18 protein-coding genes and 1 pseudogene are annotated in these 18,145 nt (G+C 54.5%); 11 read left to right on the top strand and 8 right to left on the bottom strand.

All coding sequences use genetic code 11. The features are described from left to right. Positions 1 to 10 precede the first annotated feature (10 nt). The gene (locus tag C3F35_RS20885; RefSeq protein ID WP_032611900.1) at positions 11 to 349 is read left to right on the top strand and encodes a YebY family protein; all 339 of its coding nucleotides are present in this window, start codon (positions 11 to 13) and stop codon (positions 347 to 349) included. A 400-nt stretch (positions 350 to 749) separates the two neighbouring features. Here the strand turns inward: C3F35_RS20885 and C3F35_RS20890 are convergent, their stop codons facing one another. Further along, complete coding sequence (locus C3F35_RS20890; protein WP_103792070.1) at positions 750 to 1,697, bottom strand: VirK/YbjX family protein; 948 nt, start codon at positions 1,695 to 1,697, stop codon at positions 750 to 752. Between the two features lie 178 nt (positions 1,698 to 1,875). Here C3F35_RS20890 and pphA point away from each other — a divergent pair, with 178 nt between their 5' ends. Continuing rightward, complete coding sequence (pphA, locus tag C3F35_RS20895) at positions 1,876 to 2,520, top strand: protein-serine/threonine phosphatase (protein ID WP_103792069.1); 645 nt, start codon at positions 1,876 to 1,878, stop codon at positions 2,518 to 2,520. On the opposite strand, the gene C3F35_RS20900 is transcribed toward pphA, so the two are convergent. From C3F35_RS20900 to yebS, 5 genes are all read right to left on the bottom strand, one after another. Next, the gene (locus C3F35_RS20900) at positions 2,521 to 2,712 is read right to left on the bottom strand and encodes a YebW family protein (RefSeq protein ID WP_032611549.1); all 192 of its coding nucleotides are present in this window, start codon (positions 2,710 to 2,712) and stop codon (positions 2,521 to 2,523) included. Between the two features lie 103 nt (positions 2,713 to 2,815). After that, positions 2,816 to 3,055: a YebV family protein gene (locus C3F35_RS20905; RefSeq protein WP_032611546.1), complete on the bottom strand. Its 240-nt coding sequence runs from the start codon at positions 3,053 to 3,055 to the stop codon at positions 2,816 to 2,818. A gap of 103 nt (positions 3,056 to 3,158) precedes the next feature. After that, positions 3,159 to 4,601, bottom strand: coding sequence for a 16S rRNA (cytosine(1407)-C(5))-methyltransferase RsmF (gene rsmF / locus C3F35_RS20910; protein WP_103792068.1), 1,443 nt, complete (start codon positions 4,599 to 4,601; stop codon positions 3,159 to 3,161). Between the two features lie 77 nt (positions 4,602 to 4,678). Next, complete coding sequence (locus C3F35_RS20915) at positions 4,679 to 7,312, bottom strand: PqiB family protein (RefSeq protein ID WP_032611541.1); 2,634 nt, start codon at positions 7,310 to 7,312, stop codon at positions 4,679 to 4,681. Beyond that, positions 7,281 to 8,564 carry a membrane integrity lipid transport subunit YebS gene (gene yebS, locus C3F35_RS20920; protein WP_059307645.1) on the bottom strand — a complete coding sequence of 428 codons (1,284 nt, stop codon included), beginning with the start codon at positions 8,562 to 8,564 and terminating at the stop codon, positions 7,281 to 7,283. The genes C3F35_RS20915 and yebS overlap by 32 nt, the downstream gene beginning before the upstream one ends. A gap of 131 nt (positions 8,565 to 8,695) precedes the next feature. On the opposite strand from yebS, the gene C3F35_RS20925 reads away from it, so the two are divergent. The 4 genes from C3F35_RS20925 to htpX all read left to right on the top strand — a co-directional run bounded on the left by C3F35_RS20925 (position 8,696) and on the right by htpX (position 13,120). Continuing rightward, complete coding sequence (locus tag C3F35_RS20925; protein ID WP_059307646.1) at positions 8,696 to 9,193, top strand: GAF domain-containing protein; 498 nt, start codon at positions 8,696 to 8,698, stop codon at positions 9,191 to 9,193. Positions 9,194 to 9,290: 97 nt separating this feature from the next. Further along, a complete protein-coding gene (proQ, locus tag C3F35_RS20930) occupies positions 9,291 to 9,977 on the top strand; it encodes an RNA chaperone ProQ (RefSeq protein ID WP_032611533.1) in 687 nt (228 codons plus the stop codon). A gap of 19 nt (positions 9,978 to 9,996) precedes the next feature. Beyond that, a complete protein-coding gene (prc, locus tag C3F35_RS20935; protein ID WP_032611532.1) occupies positions 9,997 to 12,045 on the top strand; it encodes a carboxy terminal-processing peptidase in 2,049 nt (682 codons plus the stop codon). 193 nt (positions 12,046 to 12,238) lie between these two features. After that, on the top strand, positions 12,239 to 13,120 hold the full coding sequence (gene htpX / locus C3F35_RS20940; RefSeq protein WP_032611530.1) for a protease HtpX: 882 nt from the start codon (positions 12,239 to 12,241) through the stop codon (positions 13,118 to 13,120). A gap of 47 nt (positions 13,121 to 13,167) precedes the next feature. On the opposite strand, the gene C3F35_RS20945 is transcribed toward htpX, so the two are convergent. Continuing rightward, entirely contained in the window at positions 13,168 to 14,541 is a 1,374-nt protein-coding gene (locus tag C3F35_RS20945) for an MFS transporter (protein ID WP_032611528.1), read from the bottom strand. Between the two features lie 178 nt (positions 14,542 to 14,719). Between C3F35_RS20945 and kdgR the strand changes: the two genes are divergently transcribed. Continuing rightward, positions 14,720 to 15,511 carry a DNA-binding transcriptional regulator KdgR gene (kdgR, locus tag C3F35_RS20950; RefSeq protein ID WP_032611524.1) on the top strand — a complete coding sequence of 264 codons (792 nt, stop codon included), beginning with the start codon at positions 14,720 to 14,722 and terminating at the stop codon, positions 15,509 to 15,511. A gap of 51 nt (positions 15,512 to 15,562) precedes the next feature. On the opposite strand, the gene C3F35_RS20955 is transcribed toward kdgR, so the two are convergent. Then, entirely contained in the window at positions 15,563 to 15,802 is a 240-nt protein-coding gene (locus C3F35_RS20955; RefSeq protein ID WP_032611522.1) for a YobH family protein, read from the bottom strand. 157 nt (positions 15,803 to 15,959) lie between these two features. Here C3F35_RS20955 and mgrB point away from each other — a divergent pair, with 157 nt between their 5' ends. The 4 genes and pseudogenes from mgrB to C3F35_RS20980 form a co-directional block, all read left to right on the top strand. Beyond that, the gene (mgrB, locus tag C3F35_RS20960) at positions 15,960 to 16,103 is read left to right on the top strand and encodes a PhoP/PhoQ regulator MgrB (RefSeq protein ID WP_032611520.1); all 144 of its coding nucleotides are present in this window, start codon (positions 15,960 to 15,962) and stop codon (positions 16,101 to 16,103) included. Positions 16,104 to 16,176: 73 nt separating this feature from the next. Further along, positions 16,177 to 16,467: a YebO family protein gene (locus tag C3F35_RS20965; RefSeq protein WP_032611519.1), complete on the top strand. Its 291-nt coding sequence runs from the start codon at positions 16,177 to 16,179 to the stop codon at positions 16,465 to 16,467. 19 nt (positions 16,468 to 16,486) lie between these two features. Next, positions 16,487 to 17,476 (top strand): MBL fold metallo-hydrolase, encoded by a 990-nt coding sequence (locus C3F35_RS20970; protein ID WP_103792067.1) that lies wholly within the window; start codon positions 16,487 to 16,489, stop codon positions 17,474 to 17,476. A 526-nt stretch (positions 17,477 to 18,002) separates the two neighbouring features. Continuing rightward, positions 18,003 to 18,141, top strand: a pseudogene (locus tag C3F35_RS20980) (DUF2627 domain-containing protein); the annotation flags it as partial. Positions 18,142 to 18,145: the final 4 nt, after the last annotated feature.

Here is an 18,145-nt window from a genome sequence, read left to right on the forward strand (position 1 = left end):
GTGGAACACAATGAAAAAAACCGTACTTTCTCTCTTACTGCTGGCCTGTTCCGGCACGGCGCTGGCGGCACCGCAGGTGATCACCGTGAGCCGGTTTGAGGTGGGTAAAGACAAATGGGCGTTTAACCGGGAAGAGGTGATGCTCACCTGCCGTCCGGGTCATGCGCTATATGCCATCAACCCGAGCACGCTGGTGCAATATCCTCTGAACGACGTGGCGCAGCAGCAGGTGGACAGCGGTAAGAGCAACGGCCAGCCGATCGCCATTATCCAGGTTGACGACCCGAAAAATCCAGGGCAGAAGATGAGCCTGGCACCCTTTATCGAGCGCGCAAATACGCTCTGCTAGTTTCCCGCTTCCAATAAAAAAAACCGCAGGCTTCTCTTCGGAAGCATTGCGGTTTTTGTGTTTAAGGACAGGCTAACGCTTTTTTTCAGGCCACTTTTGTTGTGGACTGGAAAACCTGGCGTCGTCATCTATTCTTAAAGTGCAAGGCGACTTAGCCTGCATTAATGCCAACTTTTAGCGCACGGCTCTCTCCCAAGAGCCATTTCCCTGGACCGAATACAGGAATCGTATTCGGTCTCTTTTTATCTGTTGAAAGTAAACGCCTTTTCCCTTTGCGAACTTTAACAGATGGGCAACATTCTCTGTTCTTCGTTAAACCATACCACACTACGCCCGAGGGAAGTCCAGCGCTTTTTAGCGCTTGTGTTAAATTTTTGCCTGTTACCGATGAAAGCAGAGATTAGCGGCAAAAATAGGCGTCGATGGCATGTTCAATCTCATCCAGCAGCTGGAAGCGGCGGCGATATTCGGCGCGTTTTTTACTCGCAATGCTCTCCAGCGATTTACGTTCCATGCCAAATGGCAGGGCCCAGCGGAAGGCATTGTCGGGTTTTCCACCCAGTGAGGCCCAGAACTCGTCATAGCTGGCGTGGAGATGGCGACCTTTACTCAAACGATAACGCAGGGCGCGAAAAACATGGCCCTCGTCGCTGACGCCATAAAGGGCGCTGATACCAGACTGCTTCGCCAGATTGAAAACGGCTTCCAGAAGAATACGCTTAGGGAACAGGCCGTAACAGGCACGGGTGGCGTTTTTGATCGTCTCCCGTCCGACATCTCGCCGTGGCCCCTGCAGGCCACCAATGACCAGCACGCTGCGGTCGTTTTCCCGGATGACGCTGAAGGTCAGACTCGCCAGCAGAGTGTTATCCCCGGCACGTAACCAGAGCGTGGTTTCGCCCTCGCGTTCAGCCTTAACCGCAGAGGTAGCATAGATCGTATAGCTCGCCTCATCTTTGGTCGCAAACTGCAGCAGGGGAAGCGGCGACGGGCTGGTAAAGAGGTGGGCAAGGCCATTGTCCGCCAGCGCATCAATCCAGGCATAGTGATGCAGGATCGCCTCCGCGCGCTCACTGGCGGTCATTCCGCGGGTCAGGTACTGGCGCTGGGTTTTCACCGGCAGCGTCGGCTGCGCCTTCAGCAAGGTAGAAAAATCATCGCGCCGGGAGATCGTCTCCAGCATACGGGTGGTCGAGGACCAGAAAAGCAGGGTGCGCAGGAAGAATTTCAACCGGTAATCGCGTTTCTGCCACAGCGGCCCGGGCGTCAGATCGCCTTTCGCCAGGGCGAGAATAACGGAAGAACGGTGGGCGTATGACACCTCAACGGGCAGGATGGTATTAGACACGATAAAGACCTCTTTGTAATTCTGCGATTATCTTAAAGGTCATCGGATAATGATTTAACCGTTGCTAAACCTTTATTTCCGCTTCGTTTAATATCGATTGAGGTTATTCAAGAGGACGGCCTTCGCACTTTCTGAGTGGTCCATTCCGCACGGGCTATACTGATCCTGAGGAGGCGCTATGTATCTAAAACTTGATGGTCACAACTGGCGACACGTCTGGGTAGTAAGCGATCTTCACGGGTGTTATCAAATGCTTATGGATGAAATAAAGCAGCGACAGCTTAATCCGTATGAGGATTTGCTTATTTGTGTCGGCGACTTGATCGATCGCGGGCCAGACAGCGTGAAATGCATGCAGTTATTAAATGAAAAATGGTTCTATGCCGTACGCGGCAATCATGAGCAGATGGCGTTGGATGCCCTGCATAATAAGAGCTTTGGGCTGTGGTTAATGAATGGCGGCGTCTGGTTTGCCGAATTAAAGGGCGAGGAACAACAGCAGGCTCTCGAGCTGTTCAGGCAATGTGAAAGGCTGCCGTGGATTATTGAGATCACCTGCGCCAACGGTGTGAATGTGATTGCTCATGCCGATTACCCATCATCGCAGTATGAATGGGATAAACCGGTCCCGAAGCAGCAGATTCTGTGGGACAGGGAGCGCCTGCGGGAGTTAATGAGCGGTCAGGAGAAGGGGATCGCCGGAGCCGATCACTTCTGGTTTGGTCATACGCCGCTAGGGAAGCGGTTTGATTGCCAGAATCTGCACTATATTGACACCGGAGCGGTGTTTGGTGGGACGTTGACGCTGGCACAGCTACAGTGATTAAAGGTCGGCATACTCCTGGGCCGGGCGCCAGAAGCCGTCGATGAACTCTTCAACCGGATAGCACCCGCCGTGGCGGATCCGCTGATCGTCCATCGATGCCTCGCACTGGATTTCGGTGCGATAAACATCCACTACCAGGTCTTCGCAACCCGCATCCAGATAACAAATAAACAACACCAGTGCGTACATCATGCCCCTCAGCAATCACTATCGTATTAATATTGTAGGGGATGATTAGGGAAGGGGGAAATAGAGGGACAAATAACCCGCCTGCGGGCGGGTTCTCTCTGAATCATGCAAGGCGCATGATCCAGGCATCGGAACCTTGATCGTAATGCTCACGGTACAGGACAGAGTGTTCGCCATCGAGGAGAGCCGGGACGCTGGTGTCTGCATCCCAGGCATCGAGCTGCATACACAGATCGGGGTCAGACTTGCACGGAATGGTTAACGTTCGTTCGCCCTGCGTATCGCCGTTTAACTCGGCATCATCGATTTCGAATGCGCCAATGCGCACATTGGTTTTCGTCATAATGCTCTCCATTAACTCGCTGTGTTCTGGTACGACCAGTATAGTCGCCCACTTTTCAGCCTGGTCAATGAAGAGCAAAAGCGCCAGTAAAAAAGTGCGTTTTTTAACTCGCGTCGACGTTACCGGTAAACAAGCGACCATCGCGAACCAGCTCGCGCGGGTAGCTATTTTTCAGGCGTGAACCCACTTTTTTCGCAAGCCCAATAGGGAAACCTTGATACGTCACCACCGCATCATCCCCGGCAGGACTCGTCTGGGGATAGACATCACGGCCGCGGTACCACTCCTCCGCTTCCTGCTGGGTTAAGGCAAACGTGTTGTCCTGACCAGCCAGCGCGATCACCGCTTCATGCTGCCAGCGGTAACCTTTGTTATGAGTTTCGGCCAGACGGATGCCGACACGAGAGAAGCGCACTTTACCGATTAACGGTTCTATTTCCGTCGGGAACAACCACACCTCTTTATCGCGCTGCCACAGGCGCAGGTGATCTTCCCATTGCAGGCCCGCCAGATTTGCCGCAGCGGTAATCTGCGCGGCTTCGCGGGTTTTAAGCGGCGTGAAGGGGAAATTACCCACCTTGAATGTCGGCGCCGGGAGCGACTCGATAGCGGAGGTTTTGCGCAGCCGCGCCACGAAGAAACCTTCGCAGTCGTAGATATGCGGGAAGACGTGCAGGAACCCTTCTGGGGTCACGCATTCACTGGCGCTGGGGAACAGATCGTTCAGCGGCAGGAACTCCACGGCGTCGGGATATTGCGCTTGTAACCACAGGCAGACGGCTTCGTTCTCGTCGCGGTTCAGGGTGCAAGTGGAGTACACGAGGGTGCCGCCGGGGCGCAGGGCATGGAAAGCACTGTCGATTAGCTCACGCTGAGTGGCTGCAATCTCCAGATTGCTGGCGACGGACCAGTTCTTCAACGCGTCGGGATCTTTGCGCACCACTCCTTCGCCGGAGCAGGGGGCATCCAACAGGATCGCATCAAAGGCTTCCGGCAGGGCGGCTCCAAACACGCGGCCATCAAAATGGGTTAAAGCAACGTTGCTGATCCCGCAGCGGCTGATGTTGGCATGCAGCACTTTGACGCGGCTGGCGGAAAATTCATTGGCGAGGATCGCGCCCTGATTATTCATCCGCGCGGCGATTTGAGTGGTTTTGGACCCGGGGGCTGCTGCAACGTCCATCACGCGGTCAGGCGTATTGCCGTCGGCAAACAGCGCGGCAACCGGCAGCATGGAGCTGGCTTCCTGAATGTAAAACAGCCCACTCAGGTGCTCGGCGGTGCTGCCCAGCGGCAGCGCTTCTCCGTCGTCACGTTCGATCCAGAACCCCTCTTCGCACCACGGAACCGGGGTGAGTTGCCAGCCGTAGGGGGCAACAAGCGTGAGGAAATCCGCGACGCTGATTTTCAGGGTATTGACGCGCAGGCTGCGGCGCAGCGGGCGCTGACAAGCCGCGATAAAAGCATCGAGAGCGAGAGGGTCAGGCAGAGCCTGGCGCATTTGCGCCAGAAATTCATCTGGCAGATAGACGGGACGTTGAGACACGAGCGCACCACAGGGAGTAAAAAGAGGCGCGCAGTGTATCACAAAGGCTCCGGTGCGTTGACACCGGAGCGCAGGCATTAACGTGGCAGGGCGGTGCCCCATGTGCGCCACTCTTTCGGCTCGCTCTCCTGTAACAGGAAGTGCTTGCCGGGCTGAGATTTTGGCGCCAGCGGCGTACCCGGCGGCGTCGCGAAGGCGATCCCACCACGGATAAACTGATTGAAGGTCCCGGTTTTCACTACGCCGCCGGTCAGGCCGAAATCGAGCGAGTAACCGGAGGCCAGCCAGAAGACGGAGTTATTACGCACCAGATGCTGATAACGATCGCTGATGCGCAGGGCCACCATCACCCGGTCAGAGAGCGTCCCGAGCGACAGGCCGGTCACCGTACCCACTTCCATCCCGCGGAACAGTACCGGCGTACCGATATCAAGCGATGCCGCATCCGGCACCTCCACCACAATGCTCAGGCCATTGAGATAGCGCGAATCGGTGATGGTCGCTTCCTGCAGCTCAAAGTCGCGTCGCGGTTTGCCCTGGCCTGGTTCGACGTTGATATAAGGCTGGAGGATGGTATCCAGATGTTCCACCCCCGCGGCAGAAATCTGCGGCGTGATCACCGAGAAACGCGTTCCGGTGCGGGCGAAGTTGTCGACATATTCCGGGTACAGCACCGCCGTAGCCTGCACTTCATTGCGGGCGGTAATCAGCTTCAGGCTCTGGACCTGACCAATATCAATCCCCAGATAGCGCACCGGCATCCCTTCTGCGAGCTTGCCTGCATCAAAGGCGTGAAGGGTGATCTGACTACCGACCGCGCGGGCGGCGGTTTCAGACGGATAGAGGATCCGCTTATCACCTTTACGCTGGCTGGCGCTGGCGCCGCTCAGGTTGTCAAAGCTGATGGCACCGCGCAGTGCACGAGAGAGCGGAGAAGCCTGCACCGTCAGTCCGCTGCCGTTAAGCTGCACTTTGGCCCCGCCTTCAGCCCAGAACACGCTGTTGCTGGTGAGCAATTTGCGATATTCCGGTTTGATATGCAGTTCGATGTCAAAGGCATTTGCACGTGGGCGCACAAGGATCACTTCACCCACTTCGAATTTGCGATACAGCACGACCGAACCCGCCTGCACGTCCGGCAGGGTATCGGCCACCAGCGTGAGGGTGGTGGTTGGCAGATCGCTCAGGCTGTTTTCCAGCGCTTTATCGAGGTTGGCAAACAGCGGGTAACTGTCGCGCATAGCGCCTTTCTCGCCCGGCAGGATACGGATCCCGCCGCTGATCCACTCGCTGGCGCTGGCCGCCAGAAACTCAACGCCGTCCAGCCCGACTTTGACATCCACCCGGCTGTTGACCACGAATTTGCTGTCGCCATGCACCAGCTCGCGGTACTGCGGATCAATCGCCACCTCAAAGGTGACCCCTTTGCTGGATAATGACCGCTCAAGCACTTGCCCAATCTGCACGCCGTGCAGAATCAGCGGCTGACCCGCGTCGATACCGTAGCTCTCCGGCGCGCTGAGTTTCACAGTCAGGACACCGGGTTTTTGTAACAATGCCTTATCGGCCGGGGCGATAGTAAACTGGTTAGTCGGCTCGCCGCCGCCGGGGATCAGCTCAAAAGTGCTGCCGGTGAGCAGGCTGCTGATGCTGGGGTTACTGAGCGACAGTTTAGGGCTACGCATTTCAATACGCGTATTTTTCCGCAGCAGATCGACCACGCTGGGGTCAACGGTCATTTCACCGGTGACCAGACCGCCAGGATTTAGCGTCATTTTGGTGAGCTGCCCAACCTGTAACCCCTGATACATCAGCGGCGTGGAGTCCTCCTTCAGGCCATCCGCAGAAGGGAGGGTCAGCTTCACAATCACGCCGCGCTGGCTGTGGGCCAGATCTTTGTACAAGCCGAAATCATCTTCCTGGGTGGCAGGCGCAGAACCCTCCGGCGAATCAAAGGCGATGGCACCGTTCACCAGCGCCGCCAGACTTTCCAGCTTCACTTTGGCCCCACTCAGGCTGAGATCGGCATCGACGCCAGAAACGTTCCAGAAACGGCTGCCTTTTTTCACCAGGGAGGTGAAGCGCCGTTCGATCAGCACGTCGATGGTCACCCCTTGCTTATTCGGGGTAATGGCGTAGTCATAGACGCGACCAACGGGGATCTTGCGGAAATAGACTACCGATCCGCTGTTCAGTGAACCGAGGTCCGGCGCGTGCAGATGAATCATTAGATCGCCGTTATTGAGCCGGTATTTCGGCTGCGTATCCAGGGCGGTAAAGTGATCTTTTGGCTCACCTTTGCCCGGCATCATGCCGATGTAGTTACCGCCCACCAGCGCATCCAGCCCGGAGACCCCTGCCAGCGAGGCTTTCGGCGTCACCAGCCAGAACTGCGTCTCTTCCCGTAGGGCGTCCTTCATATCGGACTTGATGCTGGCGCGAACCTTAATTTTATTCAGGTTCTTGTCGAGCGAGATATCCTGGACAGTGCCCACCTCAACGCCCTGGAAGCGTACGGGTGTACGACCCGCAACGATGCCATCGGCGCTCTGGAAATCAATGGTAATGGTACTGCCGCGATCTTCGTAACTGGTCCAGATCAACCAGCCGGCGATCATCAGTGCAATAACCGGCAGTAACCAGAAAGGCGAAATACGACGTTTTGTTTTAACTCGCGCTTCAGTCGGCGAAGCTGGCGTTTCCTGACTCATGTGCATCCCAAAGTAAGCGGCTATCCAGCCATTCGACTGCAAGAATAGTCAATATCACCGCAGTGCCAAAATAGAACGCTGCGGGTCCCATAGTAAAAGCAAGGAGCTGATCGCGATTGATCAGCGACATCATCAACGCAATGACAAACAAATCCAGCATTGACCAGCGGCCAATCCAGGTCACAAAACGCAACAGCAGTATGCGGGTTTTCAGCCCCTGTTCACACTTAAAATGAATACTGATGAGCAGGGTAAACATCACAATGACTTTGGTAAAGGGCACCAGAATACTGGCGATGAACACGATGGCCGCGACGGCAATATTGCTCTGCGCCAGCGAAATAATGCCCGACATAATGGTATCTTCCTGCCGCGCTCCGTTGACGTAAATCACCGAGATAGGCAGCAGGTTGGCGGGTAACAGTAGCACCAGCGAGGCAATCAGCGCCGCCCAGCATTTTTGCAGGCTATTGTGGCGGCGCAGGCGCAGCGGAATATGGCAGCGAGGGCAACGGCCGCGCGCGTCGGGTAATCCGGTATAGTGACAGCCCAGACAGACTCGCAAATCGGTGTTGTAGCGGGTGGCGGGGCGCTGGGGATAAAACCGCTCCCAGAGCTGCTCCACATTCAGATGGATCATCGTAAGAATGCTCAGGATCACCAGCGCGATAAAAGCGAACAGGCCGCTACCGGGCTGTAGCCAGGCGTAATCCTGTACCTTAATAGAGGCCACGACGATCCCCACGAGATAGATATCCAGCATCACCCACTCTTTAAGTCTCTCGAGCATCAGGAGCACCGGGCGCAGGTTCATTCCCAGAATATTGCCAAACCACAGATAGGCGATGGCGGCTACCAGCACCACCGGCGCGCCGACGGTACAGAACAACACCATCGAGGCGGTGAGGGGGTCCCCCTGACGGGTCATCTGCCAGATCCCCTGCAGCAGGTTAGCGTCGATACGCACGCCTAACAGGTGCAAACTGAGCAGCGGTTCGCTCCAGGCAAAAGGCATCAGCAGCATCATGGTGACGGCCATCGCGGCCAGTCGCGTCAGGGACCAGTCACGGCCATCGCGAATTTTTGCGTTACATCGCGGGCAGAAAGCACTTTGGTGTGATTTCATCTTTGGCAACGTAAAAAGCGTATCGCATTGTGGACAACGCTGATAATGTGCACGAGGAAGCGCATCGCCGACCGCATGCACAGTAATCTTTTTCGCCGTTGATATTTTTGGTGTTTTAAGAGCCATCGGTCGCGCTAAAAAAGGATAGTTAATAGTTATCTTAACTCATGAATGGATTCATCTTGAGCATGGGCGTAAATAAAGCTTATTTTAATAGGCTATGCTGTAATTTTGTAAGACAACCAAGTGATTGAATAATGAGCAAAACAGAATTCTACGCGGATTTGAACCGTGATTTTCAGGCATTGATGGCAGGTGAAACCAGTTTTTTAGCCACCCTGGCGAATACCAGCGCGTTGCTTTTCGAACGTCTGTCTGAGGTGAACTGGGCCGGTTTCTATCTGCTTGAAGGCGAGACGCTGGTACTGGGGCCCTTCCAGGGCAAACTGGCCTGCGTACGTATTCCGGTTGGGCGCGGCGTGTGTGGTACCGCAGTAGCGCAAGACCAGGTGCAGCGTGTTGATGACGTCCACGCATTCGATGGGCATATTGCCTGCGACAGCGCCAGCAATGCTGAAATCGTCCTTCCTCTGAAAGTGAATAATCAGATTATTGGTGTACTGGATATCGACAGCACGGTCTTTAATCGCTTTACCCGCGAGGATGAGCAGGGGCTGCGCGAGCTGGTGGCGAACCTTGAAAACGTTCTCGCCGCGACCGATTATCATAAATTCTTTGCGAGCGTCGCAGGATAATCAACGGATAACGTAGCATTTACCGATGGCGTCATTATAATGACGCCTGTTCATGCCTGCGGCTTGTCGGCAACGTCCGTTGTAATCAGGAAATTTCATGGAAAATCAACCTAAGTTGAATAGCAGTAAAGAAGTTATCGCGTTTTTGGCCGAACGTTTTCCTCAATGTTTTAGTGCCGAAGGCGAAGCTCGTCCCCTGAAAATTGGTATTTTTCAGGATCTGGTAGAGCGTGTTGAAGGTGAGATGAACCTCAGCAAAACCCAACTCCGCTCCGCCTTACGTCTTTATACTTCGAGCTGGCGTTACCTGTACGGTATCAAAGCGGGCGCGACGCGTGTTGATCTCGACGGCAACCCTTGCGGTGTGCTGGATGAGCAGCATGTAGAGCACGCTCGTAAGCAGCTCGAAGAAGCCAAAGCGCGTGTTCAGGCTCAGCGTGCTGAACAGCAGGCGAAGAAACGCGAAGCGGCTGCGGCCAATGGCCAGGAAGAAACGCCTCGTCGTGAACGCAAGCCACGTCCTGCACCGCGTCGCAAAGAAAACACCGAGCGTAAGCCACGTGCTGAGCAACCGGCGGCAAAAGCCCCGCGTGCGCCTCGTGAAGAGCCGCGCCATACTCCGGTTTCTGACATCAACGTCCTGAACGTGGGTCAGTCTCTGAAAGTAAAAGCGGGCAACAATGCTATGGATGCCACCGTACTGGAAATCACCAAAGATGGCGTTCGTGTACAGCTGACTTCTGGTCTGTCAATGATTGTACGCGCAGAACACTTGTTGTTCTAAAACGGAGGCCAAGCCCGGCATGAACACATTTTTTAAGCTCACCGCGCTGGCTGGCCTGTTTGCGATAACAGGCCACGCCTTCGCTGTGGACGAGATTACGCGTGTCGATCAAATTCCGGTTCTGAAGGAAGAGACTCAGCACGCAACGGTCAGTGAGCGCGTGACATCGCGCTTCACCCGTTCGCACTATCGTCAGTTCGACCTCGACCAGGCTTTTTCGAAAAAAATTTTCGACCGCTATCTGAACCTGCTGGACTACAGTCATAACGTCCTGCTGGCAAGCGATGTCGAACAATTTGCCAAAAAGCAGTCTGAGGTAGGCGACGAGTTACGCAGCGGCAAGCTCGACCTGTTCTACGACCTGTATAACCTGTCGCAGAAACGCCGTTTCGAGCGCTATCAATATGCGCTTAAGGTGCTTGAACGTCCGATGGACTTCACGGGTAACGACACCTTTAATCTTGACCGCAGTAAGTCGCCGTGGCCGAAAGATGAAGCCGAGCTGAACGCGCTGTGGGACAGCAAAGTGAAGTACGATGAGCTGAGCCTCAAACTCACCGGTAAAGATGAGAAAGAGATCCGCGAAACGCTGACCCGCCGCTATAAATTTGCCATTCGTCGTCTGGCGCAGACCAACAGTGAAGATGTGTTCTCGCTGGCGATGACGGCCTTCGCGCACGAAATCGATCCGCACACCAACTATCTCTCTCCGCGCAACACCGAGCAGTTCAACACCGAAATGAGTCTCTCCCTTGAAGGGATTGGCGCGGTGCTGCAGATGGATGACGATTACACGGTGATCAACTCCATGGTTGCGGGCGGCCCGGCGGCCAAAAGCAAGGCGATTAGCGTAGGCGATCGCATTGTGGGTGTCGGCCAGGTTGGCCAGAACATGGTGGATGTAATTGGCTGGCGCCTGGATGATGTGGTAGCCCTGATCAAAGGGCCGAAAGGCAGCAAGGTCCGTCTGGAAATTCTGCCTGCCGGTAAAGGCACCAAGACCCGTATCGTTACCCTGACTCGCGAACGTATCCGTCTGGAAGATCGCGCGGTGAAAATGTCGGTGAAAACCGTGGGTAAAGACAAGGTCGGCGTGCTGGATATTCCTGGTTTCTACGTAGGCCTGACGGACGACGTCAAGGTTCAACTGCAGAAGCTTGAAAAACAAAACGTGAAGAGCGTGATCATCGATCTGCGCACCAACGGCGGCGGCGCCCTGACCGAAGCGGTTTCGCTGTCGGGCCTGTTTATTCCGTCCGGTCCGGTGGTACAGGTACGTGATAACAACGGTAAAGTGCGTGAAGACGCCGACACCGATGGCGTTGTTTACTACAAAGGCCCGCTGGTGGTCCTGGTCGATCGCTTTAGTGCATCGGCATCGGAAATCTTTGCCGCCGCGATGCAGGATTACAACCGCGCATTGATTGTTGGCGAACCGACCTTCGGGAAGGGCACGGTACAGCAGTATCGTTCCCTGAACCGCATTTACGATCAGATGCTGCGCCCGGAATGGCCAGCGCTTGGCTCGGTACAGTACACCATTCAGAAGTTCTATCGTGTGAATGGCGGCAGTACCCAGCGTAAAGGCGTAACCCCGGACATCATCATGCCGACCGGCACCGAAGAGACCGAAACCGGTGAGAAGTTCGAAGATAACGCGTTGCCGTGGGATAGCGTTGATGCTGCCACCTACGTGAAGTCGGGCGATATCACTCAGTTTGGTCCGGCGCTGTTGAAACAACATGACGAGCGCATCGCCAAGGATCCTGAATTCCAGTACATCGTGAAGGATATTGCCCGTTTCAATGCCCTGAAAGCGAAACGCAATATTGTCTCTCTGAACTACGCTCAGCGTCTGAAAGAGAACGAAGAGGATGATGCAACACGTCTGGCGCGTATCAACGACCGCTTTAAACGTGAAGGTAAGCCACTCCTCAAGAAACTGGATGATCTGCCGAAGGATTATCAGGAGCCAGATCCGTATCTTGATGAGACGGTGAAGATCGCCATTGACCTGGCGAAACTGGAAAAAGACCAACCTGCCGGGAACCCCGCTCCGGCAAAATAATCCCTCAACAGGCACAAGAAATTGTGCCTGTTTTTTTGTTAACCTCCTCCTGCCGTCAGCCAGTCATTTCATTATGTAAAGTTGTGTCTTTCTGGTGACTTACATCGCTGCAATCCTTGAAAATATGCGGAATACCCATACGATGTGGGTAATCGCATAGTGCGTTTTGTTAAACTGAGGTTAAAAGAATATTATGATGCGAATCGCGCTCTTCCTGCTCACCAACCTTGCGGTCATGGTGGTCTTCGGGCTGGTACTTAGCCTGACAGGAATTCAGTCGAGCAGCGTTCAGGGCTTGTTAATTATGGCGCTGCTGTTTGGTTTTGGTGGCTCCTTTGTCTCGCTGCTGATGTCCAAATGGATGGCGCTCAAGTCCGTGGGCGGCGAGGTTATTGAGCAACCGCGTAACGATATGGAACGCTGGCTGATGAATACCGTCGCCAATCAGGCCCGTCAGGCGGGGATTGCCATGCCGCAGGTCGCGATCTATCACGCGCCGGATATCAACGCCTTTGCTACCGGTGCGCGTCGTGACTCGTCGCTGGTTGCGGTGAGTACCGGCCTGTTGCAGAACATGAGCCGTGACGAAGCCGAGGCGGTAATTGCCCATGAGATCAGCCACATTGCCAACGGCGATATGGTGACCATGACCCTGGTTCAGGGTGTGGTGAACACCTTCGTTATCTTTATCTCACGCATTATCGCGCAGATTGCCGCAGGCTTTATGGGCGGGGATCGTGAGGAAGGCGAATCCAGTAACGGTAACCCGCTGATCTACTTTGCGGTCTCAATGGTACTGGAACTGGTGTTTGGTATCCTGGCGAGCATTATCACCATGTGGTTCTCCCGTCATCGTGAGTTCCATGCGGATGCTGGCTCTGCCAAACTGGTGGGCCGCGAGAAGATGATTGCTGCCCTGCAGCGTCTGAAAACCAGCTACGAACCGCAGGAAGCCTCCAGCATGATGGCGTTCTGCATCAACGGTAAATCGAAATCGCTGAGTGAGCTGTTCATGTCTCACCCACCGCTGGATAAGCGTATTGAAGCGCTGCGTAGCGGCGAGTACCTGAAATAACGGCTTTGGCTTGTGAATGAAAAAGCGCGTCCACGGACGCGCTTTTTTTATGCCTGCGGCCGTGGTTGCGTCACCCGCAGCCCGCTGATGATGGCAGCAGCGGCGGCCAGCGTGCCGGCGGTCAGCAGCGCCAGGTGCGTGCCGTTTTGCCCGGCCAGGTTGAACAGTAAGGCCACCAGCGCCGCGCCGGTGCTTTGTCCCAGCAGGCGCGCCGTACCCAGCATCCCGCTGGCTCCGCCGCTGCGATGAGGCGGGGCGGCAGTAATAATCGTATGGTTGTTCGGAGACTGGAACAGACCAAAGCCCGCCCCGCACAAGATCATTCGCCAGATGATATCCAGATCGTGCGGAGCCGCCGGGAGCAGGGCGAGGGCGAACAGACCCGCCGCCATCACTACCATCCCCAGCGCACCCAGCAATCCCGCGTGAACCCGTTCAATCAGATAACCAGCCAGCGGCGCCATTACCATGGTCGCCAGCGGCCAGGGCGTTAACAGGAGACCGGTTTCCACTTCAGAGCGGCCAATAACGCTCTGCAGGAAAAAGGGCAGCGAGACCAGGGCCAGCATCTGCGCGCAGAAAGAGCATATCGAGGTGCCAATGGAGAGGGAGAAGAGGGGAATGCGCAGCAGATCCACCGGCAGCAACGGTACCGGTAGCGCCAGCTGACGACGCACGAAGAAGAAGCCCACCACCAGCAGCGCCACGACCTCGCCCGCGATCAACGGCAGCGACTGCCCCTGGGCGAAACCGCTCAGAGCGGTGATCAGCAGACCAAAGGTGAGGGCGTTCATTACCGCGCTTGGCAGATCGAATTTAGGCATGCTGCTTTTCGGGCCGTTGGCGGGTAAGTAACGCAGGGCGAACACAAGCGCCACGATACCCAACGGAACGTTGATTAAGAACAGCCACTGCCAGGAAGCCACCGACAGGATCGCTGCGGCGATTGTCGGGCCAGCCGCCGATGATACCGCGACTATAAAGGAGTTGATGCCCATTCCCCGGCCCAGATGCCGCTGCGGATAGATAAGCCGGATCAGCGCGGTATTAACGCTCATCAGCGCCGCGCCGCCAAACCCCTGGATGATGCGCGCCAGCGTCAGGGTGTGCAAGGTGTCGGAAAGGGCGCAGAACAGCGAGGTCAGGGTAAAGACCACCAGTCCGCACTGATACACTCTGCGGTAGCCAAACATGTCGCCCAGAAACGAGAACGACAGTAGGGAGATGACAATAGCTATCTGGTAGGCGTTGACGATCCAGATCGAACTGGCAGGCGAGGCATTCAGGTCGCTGGCGATGGTCGGCAGAGCGACGTTCGCGATCGCGCCATCCAGCACGGCCATGGAAATACCGATGATAATGGTCGCAATTGCACCATAGCGCTGCGGTAACGGCAGCCCATCTTTGGGGGTAAGTGTCATGAGAATGAATGAGCAATACAGGTTATTATTAACAGGGTAACGATATTATCACTGTTATTTCGGTTATATGTCGCAGATTTGTAACCAGGTAAGCCAGGATTGATTGCAGCAATGCCACTGCGAATTTATAATAAAAACCGGTTCTAAATTTTATAAAACACTTGCGTTGAGGTGATTAATGGCAATCGCGGATTTGGATAAACAGCCAGATTCTGTTTCTTCTGTGTTAAAGGTGTTCGGCATCTTGCAGGCGCTTGGCGAAGAGCGCGAAATTGGTATTACTGAGCTGTCCCAGCGTGTGATGATGTCAAAAAGCACCGTTTACCGCTTTTTGCAGACCATGAAATCACTGGGTTATGTTGCACAGGAAGGCGAGTCTGAAAAATACTCCCTGACCCTGAAGCTATTCGAACTGGGCGCACGCGCGCTGCAGAACGTCGATCTTATCCGTAGCGCTGATATTCAGATGCGTGAACTCTCTCGTCTGACGAAAGAGACGGTGCACCTCGGTGCGCTGGACGAAGACAGCATTGTCTACATCCATAAGATCGACTCCATGTATAACCTGCGCATGTATTCACGCATTGGTCGCCGCAATCCGCTCTACAGTACCGCTATCGGTAAAGTTCTGCTGGCCTGGCGCGACCGTGAAGAAGTGAAGCAGATCCTCGAGAACGTCGAGTATAAACGCAGCACTGAACGCACCATCACCACTACCGATGAGCTGTTAGAGGTGCTGGATAAGGTGCGTGAGCAGGGTTATGGCGAAGATAACCAGGAGCAGGAAGAGGGCTTACGCTGCATCGGCGTGCCGGTATTCGACCGCTTCGGTGTGGTGATTGCTGGCCTGAGCATCTCCTTCCCGACGCTGCGTTTCTCTGAAGAGCATCTGCACGAATATGTGGAAATGCTGCACACGGCGGCGCGGAAAATTTCTGAGCAGATGGGTTATAACGACTATCCGTTCTGAGTTTTCCGGTAAAAAAACGCTGCCCTTGGGCAGCGTTTTTTATGTGCGGAATTAGCCGTTATCGACCACTATCTCGCTCTTTCGCAGCAATGGGCAGCGAGTGAGGCCGATAATGCCGCTGTCAGAATGAATGTATTGTGCTGTACTGAATCCGCGTGCGGTAAGGTACTTGCACTGGATACCCAGTCCGCCCGCATTTTCTTTACTGCCCATCAGCACGCCATAACCCGCCAGCAGTAAACCCGTCCAGATCAGGGCTATAACGATCAGTGTACGAATAAAAAAGCGCATTATTGCCTCATTTTTTTAATGACTGCCCCATAGCGTAACCGATACATTTGCGTTAACAAGCCTATGATTCCGAAAGGCTCGTCTTCACGGTACAGTTAGGCATGGTTTAAGTTGCGCATGATAACCTGGCATCAGGCAGTTATGGACGGAGAGTGGAGTGAAAAAAATACGCTGGGTGATTCTGGTGCTGGTATTGCTGGCCTGTGTGTTGCTCTGGACGCAGACCATCAATGTGATGTGTGACCAGGACGTACAGTTTTTTAGCGGTATTTGTTCTGTGAATAAGTTTATTCCGTGGTAACGGGCATTTTTCTCGCAAATGATTTCCTTCCTGAACGCGAGTGGTAATATGAGCGTTTTTATTGGGGGGTGAAATGGGTGAGTTAGTGAATTCCGGGATGCTGAGTGTGGCATCTCTGGCGATCTCGGTGCTATTGCTGGTGGTGGGGCTGGTGTTGTGGTTTTTTATCAACCGTGCAAGCTCCCGTACCAATGAGCAAATTGAACTGCTTGAAACGCTGGTCGATTTGCAGAAACGACAGAACGCGCTGCTGCGCCGCCTGTGCGAAGCCAATGAACCGGAAGAGAAAGTAGCACCAAAAGCGGCAGAAGAGACGGCTAATAGCCAGGACGATGACTTTATTCGTCTGGTAGCTGAACGCTAACCAGTCAGGGGAGGTGAGTATGGCCTGGAGCAATCCCTGGTATAACGCCTCCCTCGCGCATCATACCCCGCAGGGTTTTCGCAATGTTGATGGCGCTGAGCACCAGCCTGGCGATGTCGAACGCTGGCAGAAAGAGCGAAAAGCCGCCCGCCTGCCAAAGCCGCCCGAACAGGGCTATGAGCATTTTATCCGCCAGTGGTGGCAACCTGTCACCCTGAATACCCATGAAGAGGACGGCGTCTGGTGGCTGGGACATGCCAGCTTGCTGCTACGCCTGAACGGGAAATACATTCTCACCGATCCGGTCTTTTCCCGCCGCGCTTCCCCGGTCCCCTTTGCCGGACCTGCCAGAAAAACGCCATCGGTGATGAGCGTTGCGGCGCTCCCACCGCTGGATGCGCTGGTGATTTCCCATAACCATTATGATCATCTTGACGCCGCTACGGTACGCCAGTTGGTGCGACGTTTTCCGCAGCTCACCTTTTTTGTGCCATTAGGCCTGGGAGAATGGTGTCGTCGTCGTGGGGCAAAACAGGTTGTCGAGCTGGACTGGTGGCAAAGCTATGTCTTCGAAGGAATGGTGTTCACCGCCGTTCCGGCGCAGCACTGGAGCATGCGAACCCTGTGGGATCGCAACCGCTCGCTCTGGTGTGGGTGGGTCTTTGAAGGGCAAAACCAGCGCTTCTGGTTCAGCGGCGATACGGGTTACACCCCGGATCTGCTGACTATCCCCCAGCGGCTGGGAAAACTGGATACCATCGCGATACCCATTGGTGCCTATGCACCACGCTGGTTCATGTCGATTCATCATATGGATCCGCAGGCAGCGGTGGCGCTCTGGCAACAGCTGGGCATGCCGCGGGCGATCCCCATCCACTGGGGCGTGTTTGAGCTGACGGATGAGTCACTGGATGAACCGGTCAGAGAGCTGTCTCAGACCCTGAGGGCGTTGTCGCTGCCGGACGATAACTTTCAGCCCTTGCGCATTGGTCAATATTTATCCATATAAACTATTACGAGTTCAGATAGTACTTATTCCGTATTAAACCGACGCGGATCATATTTTAATTTAATCGAAACGTTTTGATTGCCTTTTTTTGAGGCAGGTTCATAAAAATATCATTATTTTGGTGCATAGCGACGAACAACGTTGCGATGTATATAAGTTAAACAAGCGAAGCGCCCAGGGCTGTTTTAAGCAAGGAAACAAATCTCTGCCGTTGCGATTAAAACAGCATAACTTCTTACCAATTGTTCTAACGGAAATAACCCTGTCACGAAATCAGCTTCGCTTGCTGGACGATCTGAAGTTATTGGTCTAAGGTAAAAAAGTCTTTGATAACAGCGTCTCCCCTGACGGTTACTGATCGCGCAACAAACAGGCTCTGTATACACGTAAGTGCATTACTGTGCAGATTGTGGCAAATCAGTCCCCCAATTTGTGCGGCTGATCGAGACACGTTTAAAAATGGCTTGCCATTATTTAAGTTGTATGTGATAACACGGTTTGGGTCAAACGAGGTACAGTTCTGTTTATGTGTGGCATTTTCAGTAAAGAAGTCCTGAGTAAACACGTTGTCGTTGAATACCGCTTCTCTGCCGAACCTTATATTAGTGCCACATGCAGTAATGTCTCAGTTTTATCTCAGTGAATGCCCACGGGCTAAGAAAACATTCA

Origin of the sequence: Leclercia sp. LSNIH3 (assembly GCF_002935105.1) — a bacterium.
GTDB lineage: Bacteria > Pseudomonadota > Gammaproteobacteria > Enterobacterales > Enterobacteriaceae > Enterobacter > Enterobacter adecarboxylatus.

What these genes read in the sequence shown, in the direction of transcription:
- C3F35_RS20885 (WP_032611900.1), top strand. Translation starts at nt 11, where the DNA reads ATGAAAAAAACCGTACTTTCTCTCTTACTGCTGGCCTGTTCCGGCACG.
- pphA (WP_103792069.1), top strand. Translation starts at nt 1,876, where the DNA reads ATGTATCTAAAACTTGATGGTCACAACTGGCGACACGTCTGGGTAGTA.
- C3F35_RS20900 (WP_032611549.1), bottom strand. Translation starts at nt 2,712, where the DNA reads ATGTACGCACTGGTGTTGTTTATTTGTTATCTGGATGCGGGTTGCGAA.
- C3F35_RS20905 (WP_032611546.1), bottom strand. Translation starts at nt 3,055, where the DNA reads ATGACGAAAACCAATGTGCGCATTGGCGCATTCGAAATCGATGATGCC.
- C3F35_RS20915 (WP_032611541.1), bottom strand. Translation starts at nt 7,312, where the DNA reads ATGAGTCAGGAAACGCCAGCTTCGCCGACTGAAGCGCGAGTTAAAACA.
- yebS (WP_059307645.1), bottom strand. Translation starts at nt 8,564, where the DNA reads ATGGCTCTTAAAACACCAAAAATATCAACGGCGAAAAAGATTACTGTG.
- C3F35_RS20925 (WP_059307646.1), top strand. Translation starts at nt 8,696, where the DNA reads ATGAGCAAAACAGAATTCTACGCGGATTTGAACCGTGATTTTCAGGCA.
- proQ (WP_032611533.1), top strand. Translation starts at nt 9,291, where the DNA reads ATGGAAAATCAACCTAAGTTGAATAGCAGTAAAGAAGTTATCGCGTTT.
- prc (WP_032611532.1), top strand. Translation starts at nt 9,997, where the DNA reads ATGAACACATTTTTTAAGCTCACCGCGCTGGCTGGCCTGTTTGCGATA.
- htpX (WP_032611530.1), top strand. Translation starts at nt 12,239, where the DNA reads ATGATGCGAATCGCGCTCTTCCTGCTCACCAACCTTGCGGTCATGGTG.
- C3F35_RS20945 (WP_032611528.1), bottom strand. Translation starts at nt 14,541, where the DNA reads ATGACACTTACCCCCAAAGATGGGCTGCCGTTACCGCAGCGCTATGGT.
- kdgR (WP_032611524.1), top strand. Translation starts at nt 14,720, where the DNA reads ATGGCAATCGCGGATTTGGATAAACAGCCAGATTCTGTTTCTTCTGTG.
- C3F35_RS20955 (WP_032611522.1), bottom strand. Translation starts at nt 15,802, where the DNA reads ATGCGCTTTTTTATTCGTACACTGATCGTTATAGCCCTGATCTGGACG.
- C3F35_RS20965 (WP_032611519.1), top strand. Translation starts at nt 16,177, where the DNA reads ATGGGTGAGTTAGTGAATTCCGGGATGCTGAGTGTGGCATCTCTGGCG.
- C3F35_RS20970 (WP_103792067.1), top strand. Translation starts at nt 16,487, where the DNA reads ATGGCCTGGAGCAATCCCTGGTATAACGCCTCCCTCGCGCATCATACC.